Source organism: Streptomyces sp. YGL11-2 (assembly GCF_050054615.1).
Lineage (GTDB): Bacteria > Actinomycetota > Actinomycetes > Streptomycetales > Streptomycetaceae > Streptomyces.
Map to the genome: position 1 here is coordinate 453,384 of NZ_JBNHIN010000001.1, position 10,834 is coordinate 464,217.

The 10,834-nt window shown below is 73.5% G+C and carries 7 protein-coding genes and 1 pseudogene; 3 read left to right on the top strand and 5 right to left on the bottom strand.

All coding sequences use genetic code 11. The features are described 5' to 3' along the window. Positions 1 to 28 precede the first annotated feature (28 nt). Positions 29 to 901, top strand: a complete 873-nt coding sequence (locus ACO1BR_RS02030; protein WP_426793264.1) for a phosphatase PAP2 family protein — start codon at positions 29 to 31, stop codon at positions 899 to 901. A gap of 60 nt (positions 902 to 961) precedes the next feature. On the opposite strand, the gene ACO1BR_RS02035 is transcribed toward ACO1BR_RS02030, so the two are convergent. Both ACO1BR_RS02035 and ACO1BR_RS02040 read right to left on the bottom strand, forming a co-directional pair. Continuing rightward, positions 962 to 3,985, bottom strand: coding sequence for a bifunctional [glutamine synthetase] adenylyltransferase/[glutamine synthetase]-adenylyl-L-tyrosine phosphorylase (locus ACO1BR_RS02035; RefSeq protein ID WP_426793265.1), 3,024 nt, complete (start codon positions 3,983 to 3,985; stop codon positions 962 to 964). Between the two features lie 51 nt (positions 3,986 to 4,036). After that, a pseudogene (locus ACO1BR_RS02040) lies at positions 4,037 to 4,120 on the bottom strand (glutamine synthetase); the annotation flags it as partial. Between the two features lie 601 nt (positions 4,121 to 4,721). Between ACO1BR_RS02040 and ACO1BR_RS02045 the strand changes: the two are divergent. Then, entirely contained in the window at positions 4,722 to 4,970 is a 249-nt protein-coding gene (locus ACO1BR_RS02045; RefSeq protein ID WP_426793266.1) for a hypothetical protein, read from the top strand. A gap of 437 nt (positions 4,971 to 5,407) precedes the next feature. On the opposite strand, the gene glnA is transcribed toward ACO1BR_RS02045, so the two are convergent. The 3 genes from glnA to ACO1BR_RS02060 form a co-directional block, all read right to left on the bottom strand. Further along, positions 5,408 to 6,769 (bottom strand): type I glutamate--ammonia ligase, encoded by a 1,362-nt coding sequence (gene glnA / locus ACO1BR_RS02050; RefSeq protein ID WP_426793267.1) that lies wholly within the window; start codon positions 6,767 to 6,769, stop codon positions 5,408 to 5,410. Between the two features lie 355 nt (positions 6,770 to 7,124). Beyond that, positions 7,125 to 7,949: an alpha/beta fold hydrolase gene (locus ACO1BR_RS02055; RefSeq protein WP_426793337.1), complete on the bottom strand. Its 825-nt coding sequence runs from the start codon at positions 7,947 to 7,949 to the stop codon at positions 7,125 to 7,127. Between the two features lie 35 nt (positions 7,950 to 7,984). Further along, a complete protein-coding gene (locus tag ACO1BR_RS02060) occupies positions 7,985 to 8,818 on the bottom strand; it encodes a DUF998 domain-containing protein (RefSeq protein WP_426793268.1) in 834 nt (277 codons plus the stop codon). Between the two features lie 465 nt (positions 8,819 to 9,283). On the opposite strand from ACO1BR_RS02060, the gene ACO1BR_RS02065 reads away from it, so the two are divergent. Beyond that, positions 9,284 to 10,834: multicopper oxidase family protein (locus ACO1BR_RS02065; RefSeq protein WP_426793269.1), on the top strand; the 1,551-nt coding region annotated here is incomplete at its 3' end.

Sequence of the window (10,834 nt, forward strand, 5' to 3'; positions counted from 1 at the left end):
AATCCCCTTTCTGGCAGACTGTCTGCCTATGGGTGAAGCGAATGTGAGGACTCTGGACGACCTGTCGGCCCCCCCGGCGCCCAGCGGGGAGCGCGCGGACAGCCCGGCCGGCAGAGGGCTGCTGGCCCATCTGAGGTCCCCTCGCACACCCCGTCTCTGGTTCGAGGTCCTGCTCATCGCGGTCAGCTACTGGACGTACTCGCTCATCCGCAACGCGGTGCCCGAGCAGAAGGCCCAGGCGCTGAAGAACGCCGACTGGATCTGGCGGGCGGAGCACTCGCTGGGCATCGCCGTCGAGCACACCGTCAACCACGCGGTGAACTCGGTGACGTGGCTGATCGTCTCGATGAACTACTACTACGCGACGCTGCACTTCATCGTGACGATCGGCGTGCTGATCTGGCTCTACCGCTGGCATCCGGGGCGCTATGCGGCGGCCCGACTGGCGCTGTTCGCCACCACCGGTGTCGCACTGGTCGGTTACTACTTCTACCCGCTGGCGCCGCCCCGGCTGATGCCGGACGGCGGTTTCGTCGACACCGTCGTCCAGCACGGGACCTGGGGCTCGATGGCGTCCGGCAACCTCGCCTCGATGTCCAACCAGTACGCCGCGATGCCCTCGATGCACATCGGCTGGTCGCTGTGGTGCGGGCTCACCATCGCGCTGCTGGCGAAGCCCGTGTGGGCCCGGGTGCTGGGGCTGCTCTACCCGGCCACGACGCTGACGGTCATCGTCTCCACCGCCAACCACTTCTGGCTGGACGCGCTGGGCGGGGTGCTGTGCCTGGCCTTCGGCTTCGCGCTGGCCTTCGCCTGGTACGGGACGCTGCCGCACCGGCTGGCGCGGCACGTGGCGCCCGAGCCGGAGCCGGAGCTGGAACTGGAGCCGCTCCGGGCGTGAGGGCGTCCGTGCGGGCGTCAGGGACGTGAGCGTCCGAGGGTCTGCGGCCGGCCGCGGGGCTCAGCCCTCGTAGAACAGCTCCTCCATGACGCCCCGGGCCCGCCGGGTGATCCGCCGGTAGTCGTCGACCATGTCCCCGACGTGGCCCTCCTCATAGCCGAGGTAGCGGCCCACCGCCGACAGCTCCCGGCCGGCCGCCGGGAAGGTGTCGCCGGGACGGCCGCGGACCAGCATCACGGCGTTGCGCACCCGCGCCGCCAGCACCCATGCCTCGTCCAGCGTCTGCGCGTCCTCGGTGCCGATCAGCCCGGCGGCGTGCGCGGCGGCCAGCGCGTCGCGGGTCCGGGTGGTGCGCAGCCCGGGGATCTCCCAGCCGTGCCGCATCTGCATCAGCTGGACCGTCCACTCGACGTCGCTCAGTCCACCCCGCCCCAGCTTGGCGTGGGTGGTCGGGTCCGCGCCGCGGGGCAGCCGCTCGGACTCCATCCGGGCCTTGAGCCGGCGGATCTCGCGGACCGCGTCGTCGCCCAGCCCCTCGGCCGGATAGCGCAGCGGGTCGATCAGCGCGACGAACCGCTCCCCCAGCTCCACGTCCCCGGCGACCGGTTCGGCGCGCAGCAGCGCCTGCGCCTCCCACACCAGCGACCAGCGCCGGTAGTACGCCGCGTACGAGTTGAGGCTGCGCACCAGCGGGCCCGACCTGCCCTCCGGGCGGAGATCCGCGTCGATGAGCAACGGCGGGTCGGAGGAGGGGATCTGGAGGAGCCGGCGCATCTCGTTGGCGACCGCGTGGGCGGCCTTGGCGGCCTCGTGCTCGTCGGCGCCCTCGCGCGGTTCGTGGACGAAGAGCACATCGGCGTCCGAGCCGTAGCTCAGCTCGTGGCCGCCGAAGCGGCCCATGCCGATCACCGTGAAGCGGGTGGGCAGGGTGTCGCCCCACCGTTCGCGGACCGCGGCCCGCAGGGCGCCCGCGACGGTGGCCGCGTTGACGTCGGACACCGCCGAGCCGACCGTGTCGACGGCATGGCCGTGGTCGTTGTCGGCCGGGCTGAACTCCGTGCCGTACGCGCCGATCACGTCCGACGCGGCGGTGCGGAACAGCTCCCGGCGGCGCACCCCGCGGGCCACCGCCACCGCCGCCTCGGCGCCGTCCGCGCGGCCCACCGCGGCCAGCACCTCCTGCTCCAGGGCGGCCCGGCCGCGCGGCTGGAGCCCGTCGGCGGCGCCGAGCAGGGCGACCGCCTCGGGGGCGCGCAGCAGCAGATCGGGGGCGAGCCGGCCGGCGGACAGCACCCGGGCGAGGTTCTCGGCGGCGGCGCCCTCGTCCCGCAGCAGCCGCAGGTACCAGGGGGTCTTGCCCAACGCGTCCGACACCTTGCGGAAGTTGAGGAGTCCGGCGTCCGGGTCGGCGGAGTCCGCGAACCAGGCGAGCAGCACCGGCAGCAGCGTCCGCTGGATCGCCGCCTTGCGGGTCACCCCGGACGCCAGCGCCTCAAGATGCCGCAGCGCGCCCACCGGGTCGGCGTAGCCCAGCGCCTCCAGGCGGTGGCCGGCGGCCCTGGCGGACAGCCGGGTCTCCCCGGGCTCCAGATGGGCGACGGCGTCCAGCAGCGGCCGGTAGAACAGCTTCTCGTGCAGCCGGCGCACCTCGCGGGCGTGCCACTTCCACTCCCGGCGCAGCGTCTCGGCCGGTTCGGTCCGCAGCCCCAGCGACCGCGCCAGCCGGCGCAGTTCGGCCCCGTCCTCCGGCATCAGGTGGGTGCGGCGCAGCCGGAAGAGCTGGATGCGGTGCTCCAGGGTGCGCAGGAAGCGGTAGGCGGCGTCGAGGGCCGCGGCGTCCTGGCGGCCCACGTAGCCGCCGGCCGCGAGCGCCGCCAGCGCGTCCAGGGTGGTGGCGCTGCGCAGCGTGGCGTCGCTGCGGCCGTGCACCAACTGGAGCAGCTGGACGGCGAATTCGACGTCGCGCAGCCCGCCGGGGCCGAGCTTGAGCTCGCGGTCGACCTGGGCGGCGGGGATGTTCTCGACGACCCGGCGGCGCATCTGGCGGACGTCGGCGACGAAGTTCTCCCGCTCGGCGACGTCCCAGACCATCGGCGACAGCGCGTCGACGTACTCCTGGCCCAGCGCCACGTCCCCGGCCATCGGGCGGGCCTTGAGCAGCGCCTGGAACTCCCAGGTCTTGGCCCAGCGCTGGTAGTAGGCGAGGTGGCTGCTGAGGGTGCGCACCAGCGGGCCGTTGCGGCCCTCGGGGCGCAGGTTGGCGTCCACCGGCCAGATGGTGCCCTCGACCGTACTGTCCGAGCACAGCCGCATCATCCGGGCGGCGAGCCGGGTCGCGGCCTGGAGCGCCTTGGCCTCCTCGGCGCTCTCCCGGGGCTCGGCGACGAAGATGACGTCGACGTCCGAGACGTAGTTCAGCTCCCGGCCGCCGCACTTGCCCATGCCGATGACCGACAGCCGGCACAGCGCGGCGTCGGCGGGCTGCTCCTCGTAGGCGATCTCCAGGGCGGCGCGGACGGTGGCGGTGGCCAGGTCCGCGAGTTCGGCGGCGGCCTCGGCGACATCGGTGGTGCCGCACACGTCGCGGGCCGCGATGCCGAGCAGGCAGCGGCGGTAGGCGGCGCGCAGCGCGTCCGCCCGCGGCCGGTCGGCGCCGCGCTCGCCCCAGACGCCCTCGGCGAGCGCCTGCTCGAACTGGGGCGTGGTGGGGTGCAGGTCGACCGACTCGTACGTGACCAGCGACCGCCAGTCCCGCGGGTGCCGGGCCAGGTGGTCGGCGAGCGCCTCGGAGGCGCCCATGACCCCCAGCAGCCGGTCACGCAGCGGCTTGGCCGCGGCCACGGTGGCCAGCAGCTCCTGCCGCTCGTCCGGCTCCTGCGCCTCCACCAGGCGCACCAGGCCGAGCAGCGCCAGGTCGGGGTCGGCGGTGGCCCCGAGCGCGTCGAGGAGCACCGAGTCCTCCCGTACGGAGGCGAGTTCGGGGGCGTCGAGCAGCTTCCCGGCGGCCGAGGGGTCGGTGAAACCGTGCCTCAGCAGCCGGGTGAAGGTGCTGCTCCGCCGTCCCTGCGGGGCGGGTAGTGCCATGGGGCGGCCTCTCGGTGGCTGGTCGGCTCGGGCACGGGGGCTGGTCCGGACTCAGAGCACCGGCAACGTCGTCCGCAGCGCGAAGGCGGCGACCTCGGAGCGGTACTCCTCCCACTCCTGCCCCTTGTCGCGGAGGGATCGACGCATGGTGCTCCTCTCCTGACACGACTCTACCGGCGGGCCCTCTGACCTGCGGCGGAGCTGTCGTCATCGGTCGTCTTCGGCCGCCCTCGGACGGCCCGGGGACGGCCCGCGGACGGACCGGCACGGGGGCCGCCGCTGCCGGCGGGGCCGGCCGCCAACGTTAGCGGCTCCGCCGGCGCCCTCGTAGGGCGCTGATCACTGTGGAGCGCGGTTCCGGCCGGTTCGGCCGATCTCCGTCGGGGCCGGTGCCTGGAGTTCTTCCTCCGCCTCCCCGCCTCCCCCGGAGGCACCGACGAAAGGGCGGACAGGCCCCGGAAGGACTCGGGAAGCCCCGGAAGGGCTCGGAAGGGCTCGGAAAGACCGGGACAGCACGGCGGCGGCACACCGCACCCTTTCGGACTCTCCGGGCCGAGGTCAGCAATTAGGGCCGCGAAAGGCGCATGACGCAGGCCCTTTCCAAAGCAGATTCGCCGGATTCCCTGCGTTTCACCCGATCGGCCGCACTCCGGGCGAAACCCACCCCGGGAGCATGCATGGTGATTGAGTGAACACTCCGCTAGATGAATCGCCCGAAGAAAGGAGCACTTCGAAGATGAATCAACGGAAGAAGACTGTTTCGCGAATATTCACGGTCGGCGCTGCCCTGGGCATCGCTCTTGCGGCCGGGTCGGCGACCGCCACCTCCGCGATGGCCCTGACACCGCTCGCCTCGCACGCCGCCATCGCCTCGCACGTCACCATGAAGGCCCCGGCGGACGGCCACGGCAAGGGCCGCGGCCACGGCGGGGGCGACGGGGAAGACGGGGACTGCAAGGGCCTCATCGTCCTCCTCTGCGCGTGACGGGTCTCCCGTACGGGCTCGGGCCGGGCAGCGGAGGGCGATGCGCCCGCACAGCTCCTCCGCCGTCTCGCCCGGTATCCGAAGTCGGCACCTCGGCGCGGAATTCGCGATAACGGAAATCCCGCTGCCCGGCGGGCCGCAACGCAATTCCCCCGTCCGAATCTCCGCCGTTTCCCAGCCCGGAATTCCGTCACGGCATTCCGTCACTTCGCTCCCTCCGCACTTTCCGTCAACGCATTCCGTCGAGAATGCGCGGCGCGGCGTTCAAACCTTCGAGGACTCCGCTAAAAGGAAGTGCGGACGGCATGCGCGGTGCGGGACATCGCCGTGAATTTCCTCCGGGAGACGACGGGGGAGGGTGGGACGGCCGTGGGGGCCTGCGGCAACTGCCGTAGGCCCCCACACCGTTCCGGGGAGAGAAGCGCGCCGACCGCCGGTTACAGCACCGGCAGCATCTTCCGCAGCTCGAAGGCGGTGACCTCGGAGCGGTACTCCTCCCACTCCTGCTTCTTGTTGCGCAGGAAGAAGTCGAAGACATGCTCGCCCAGCGTCTCGGCGACCAGTTCGCTGCGCTCCATCAGCGCGATGGCCTCGCCCAGGTTCTGCGGCAGCGGCTCGATGCCCATCGCGCGGCGCTCGGAGTCGGACAGCGCCCAGACGTCGTCGTCGGCGCCGGCCGGGAGCTCGTAGCCCTCCTCGATGCCCTTGAGGCCGGCCGCGAGCAGCACCGCGTACGTCAGGTACGGGTTCGCACCGGAGTCGATCGAGCGGACCTCGACCCGGGTGGAGCCCATCTTGCCGGGCTTGTACATCGGGACGCGGATCAGCGCGGAGCGGTTGTTGTGGCCCCAGCAGATGTACGAGGGAGCCTCGCCGCCGGCGCCCGCGGTGCGGTTGGCGCCGCCCCAGATGCGCTTGTAGGAGTTGACCCACTGGTTGGTGACGGCGGAGATCTCGCCGGCGTGCTTGAGCAGGCCGGCGATGAACGAACGCCCCACCTTGGAGAGCTGGTACTCCGAGCCCGACTCGTGGAAGGCGTTGCGGTCGCCCTCGAAGAGGGAGAGGTGGGTGTGCATGCCCGAACCCGGGTACTCGGAGAACGGCTTGGGCATGAACGTGGCCTGCACGCCCTGCTCCAGCGCGACCTGCTTCATCACCAGGCGGAACGTCATGATGTTGTCCGCGGTGGAGAGCGCGTCGGCGTACCGCAGATCGATCTCCTGCTGGCCCGGGGCGCCCTCGTGGTGGCTGAACTCCACCGAGATCCCCATCGACTCCAGCATCGTGATCGCCTGGCGGCGGAAGTCCATGCCGACGTTCTGCGGGGTGTGGTCGAAGTAGCCCGAGGAGTCGCCGGGGATCGGCCGGGAGCCGTCGACGGGCTTGTCCTTGAGCAGGAAGAACTCGATCTCGGGGTGGGTGTAGAAGGTGAAGCCGAGGTCGGAGGTCTTGGCGAGGATGCGCTTGAGGACGTAGCGCGGATCGGCGTACGAGGGCGAGCCGTCCGGCATCAGGATGTCGCAGAACATCCGGGCGGTGCCCGGGGCCTCGGCGCGCCAGGGGAGGATCTGGAAGGTGCCGGGGTCCGGCTTGGCGATCATGTCGGACTCGTACACCCGGGCGAATCCCTCGATGGCCGAGCCGTCGAACCCGATGCCCTCGTCGAACGCCTGCTCCAGCTCGGCCGGGGCCACCGCCACGGACTTGAGGAACCCGAGCACGTCGGTGAACCACAGCCGGACGAAGCGAATGTCGCGCTCTTCCAGCGTCCGGAGCACAAACTCCTGCTGCTTGTCCATGGGTCACCAATCCTTGCAGGTCATTCGGCCTGTCCACGCGCGTGGAACACCGCGGTCCGGCACACCAGTATCACGTCAGGGGGTTACCGTCACATTACGCACCCTTGGCCTTAATCAGAACCGCTGACCCGTGACCCCCATCGCGCATCTTTCCCGCAGTCATCGCGCTCAGTGCGACGGGACGCGGCAATCGGCCGGCTTGGCGCAGTCTTGGACGACCCCAGATGCCCTGTTGACCAGCTGTTGAGGGCCCCGTGCCACGGCGTTCCGCCGCGCCCCCGGGGTACACGAACGCCCGCCGCGGCGGGGAGCGGGGCGGTCCGCGTTTCCCCTGGGCGGGCGCGCCGCCCGCTCCTCACGGGAGGTCGAGGACCGCCCGGACCACCGCCCCCGGCGCGTCCGCCATCACCAGGTGGCCAGCGGGCGCGGCGACCGCGAAGTGGCCGCCCAGTTCCGCCGCCAGGGCCCGCTGGCGCTCCAGCCAGCGCAGTTCGCGGGGCGCCTCGCTGCCGTCGTAGGCCGCCAGGACGGCGACCGGGACGGCGGGCATCGGGCTCCGGCGGCGCAGCGCGGCGAGGTCGGCGGCCTGGTACGGGTAGGTGGCGTTCTCCAGGGCGCACGCCCGCAGGACCCGGCTGGTGCGGTATCCGGCGCGCTCCCACCCGTGCCGCGGGTGGCTGCCGACGGTCGAGGCGCGGGTGATCAGGCGGCGGGCGGCGGGGCCGAGCAGCCGCGGCAGCCCGGCGGCGGACAGCGCGCCCGCGAGGCCGCCCGCCCAGGCCATGCGGACCGCGCGTGGCAGGCGGGGCCGGGGGTCCTCCTCGATGCTGCCGTCGACCAGGACCACACCGGCGCAGCGGGCCGGGTGCAGCCGGGCGAACGCCTCGGCGTGGAAGCCGGCGAGCGAGTGCCCGACGACCGTCGCCGGCCCCATGTGGCCCAGCGCGTCGAGGAGTTGGGCGATCCGGTCGGCCTCGGCGGCGAGGCCGGGCGGCCGGGGGCCGGCGGCGCTGAGGCCGAGTCCGGGCCGGTCGAACCGGACGACGGTGCGGTACGGGGCGAGCAGCGCAGCGACCGCGTCCCAGTCGAACCAGGCCATGCCGAGCCCGCCGCTGAGGACGCACAGCGGGCCACGGCCCTCGCGCAGCACGTGCAGCGGCAGACCGCCCACCCGCACCATGCGGCCGGGGGCGGGGCGGATCCGTACGGGCTGCTTCACGGCTCTCCTCGCGGCGGGGTCGGTGGGACCGGCGGGGTCGACGAAATCGGCGGGGCCGGCGGGGCCGCGGCCGGGGCTCCGGGGGCGGCCGGGTGCGGGCGCGCCGCGGGCGCGGGGCGGGCCGCGGCGCCGCCCGGCCGCGCCAGGCAGCCCGCGAGCAGCGCGACGTAGAGGGCGACCAGCAGGATCTGGAGGCGCTGGCCGACGCCGAGGGCCCAGGTGCCGCGGTCGGCGGTGAAGGCGGCGACCGCGGCCAGGGTCCAGAGCGTGGCGGCGAGTTCCGCCAGCACCAGCGGCGGGCCGAAGCGGGCCAGCGCCGGCCGGTTGCCGTAGCGGCGGGCGGCCGCGGTGAGCAGGACCAGCGCGGCGAGCGCACCGAGCATGGCGAGGGAGCTGCTGACGGCGTGCGCGGTGTGGGTGGCCGGGACCAGCCCGGCGGTCTCGCGGGCCGCGCACTCCGGGTCGCTGGTCGGCGCGCAGCTCAGCGGCAGCCGGGAATCGACCGCGGTGGCGCCGCCGAACAGTGCCAGCGCGGCCCAGCCGGCCACCGCCCAGGGCCGCCGCTCCGCGGGTGCCGACCCGGTCGGCCCGGTCGGTCCCGTCAGCGCGGTCAGCGCACCGGCCAGCACCAGCAGCCCGGCGACCAGGTCGGTGGCGCGGAACAGGCCGCCGAGCGGCTGGTCGGCGGCGGCCAGTTCGCTGACGTACGCCCGCACCGGGTCCAGTCCGGTGGCGATCACCAGCTCCAGGACCCAGGCGGTGTAGGCGACCGCGCCGAGCAGCAGGAGCACGGCGGCGAGGCGGCGGGCGGCGGGGCGAGGGCGGCTCACGGACATCCTGGTGTTCGGGTGGTCCCGGCGGCGCGTCCGGAATGCCGGATATGCCGGAGGAACGGGAAGGCCAAGAATAGGCGGATGGCCATCGGGACGCGGCGAGCGCGGCGCGAGCGGCCACCTCCGGGGCCGGCAGGCCCGGGAGCAAGGGCGCGTGCGTGGGTCCCCGGCTGTCGAGAGGTCTGCGATGGGTGAACACCGCAAGGCCGCCGCCCGGTGCGTCCACCCGCCGCGCTGGGGCCGGCCGATACCCCGGGGGCCGCGCCGACGCCGCCCCGCCCCACCGCCGACTGCGTGCGCAGGAGCGCACCGCGCCTCCCCCGACGACCCCCGGCACTCCCCGGTCCCGACTCCGTTCGACTGCGGGACACCCCCCGGTCCAGGGGACCCACGACGCCTGCCGGAGTCCGCGGCCCGCCGCCGCTCCCCGCTCCCCTGACATCGCCACGAGGTGCTCATCTCATGGATTCCCTTCCCACGCATTCCCGCCGCGCCCTGCTGGGTGCCGGCATCGCGGTCGCCGGCAGTGGCCTGCTGGCCGCCTCCAGCTCCGCCGCCTCCCGCCCCGGGCCGCACGACCGGCACGACGGCCACGACCGGCACGACGGGCACGACGGCCACGACCGGCGCGGCGACCACGGCTCCAACCGGGCCGGCTACGTCGACCCGCGCGGTCCGGAGGTCTCCGCGGCCGAGGGCCGGCGCGGCTCCGGCCCGGTGCGCACGCTGCACGTCAACGCTCGGAAGTCCCGGATCGACCTCGGCAGCCGCACCGTCGACACCTGGACGTACGGCGACCGCCTGCCCGGCAAGGAGGTCCGGATCACCGCCGGCGACACCCTCGCGGTGACCCTGTTCAACGACCTGCCGCAGTCCACCACGCTGCACTGGCACGGGATGCACCTGCGCAACGACATGGACGGCGTACCCGACGTCACCCAGCGCGCGGTCCGGCCCGGCGGCTCCTACCTCTACAGCTTCCGGGTCACCCAGCCCGGCACCTACTGGATGCATCCGCACGTCGGCGTCCAGCAGGACCGCGGGCTGTACGCCCCGCTGATCGTCGAGGACCCCAAGGAGCCGCTGTCGTACGACAAGGAGTGGGTCGTCGTGCTGGACGACTGGCTCGACGGGGTGGACGGCAGCAACCCGGACAACGTGCTCAAGGAGCTGAACCACGGCCGGGACCCCATGCACGGCATGAACGGCGACGACGACGGAGGCGGGGACGGCGGCTCGCACGACGGCGGCCACGGGCACGGCGCGGGCCACGACGGGCACGGGCACGACCACGGCTCGGACCACGGCCACCGGCACGACGGCCACGGTCACGGTCGCGACCACGGAGAGCACGGACGCCACGGCGATCACAGCGGCCGTGACGACCGGTACGACCGTGACGATCGATACGACCGCTACGACCGGGGCGACTGGATGCCGGACCCCTCGCCGGTGGACATGGAGGACCTGACCGAGGCGTTCCGCCGCGGTATGGACTACAGCCGGGCCGGCCTGGACATGGGCTTCATGGGCGCGGACGGCTTCCCCTACGACGACCGGTTCACGGAGGAGCGGGCGAGCCGCGGGGCGTTCCGCCAGCAGGGCGGCCCCGGGCCCGGCCACGGCGGGCCCCCCTCCCGCCTCCTGGGCGACAACGCCCGCAGCACCCTGCTGCGCAGCATGCCGGGCAACATCGACTACCCGTACCACCTCATCAACGGCCGCACGAACCGGCACCCGGAGACCTTCCACGCCCGGCCCGGCGACCGCATCCGCATCCGCTTCATCAACGCGGGCGGCGACACCGCCTACCGCGTCGCGCTGGGCGACCACGACATGACCATCACGCACACCGACGGCAACCCGGTCGAGCACGCCAGGGCCGGCGCGCTGCTGATCGGCATGGCCGAGCGCTACGACGTCGTGGTCACCGCCAAGGACGGCGTCTTCCCACTGGTCGCGCTCGCCGAGGGCAAGAGCCGCCACGCACTCGCGGTGCTGCGCACCGCGAAC

Bases quoted from the DNA above. Each gene is read 5' to 3' on its own strand.
- ACO1BR_RS02030 (WP_426793264.1), top strand. From the start codon at position 29: ATGGGTGAAGCGAATGTGAGGACTCTGGACGACCTGTCGGCCCCCCCG.
- ACO1BR_RS02055 (WP_426793337.1), bottom strand. From the start codon at position 7,949: ATGGTGCGGGTGGGCGGTCTGCCGCTGCACGTGCTGCGCGAGGGCCGT.
- ACO1BR_RS02035 (WP_426793265.1), bottom strand. From the start codon at position 3,985: ATGGCACTACCCGCCCCGCAGGGACGGCGGAGCAGCACCTTCACCCGG.
- ACO1BR_RS02045 (WP_426793266.1), top strand. From the start codon at position 4,722: ATGAATCAACGGAAGAAGACTGTTTCGCGAATATTCACGGTCGGCGCT.
- glnA (WP_426793267.1), bottom strand. From the start codon at position 6,769: ATGGACAAGCAGCAGGAGTTTGTGCTCCGGACGCTGGAAGAGCGCGAC.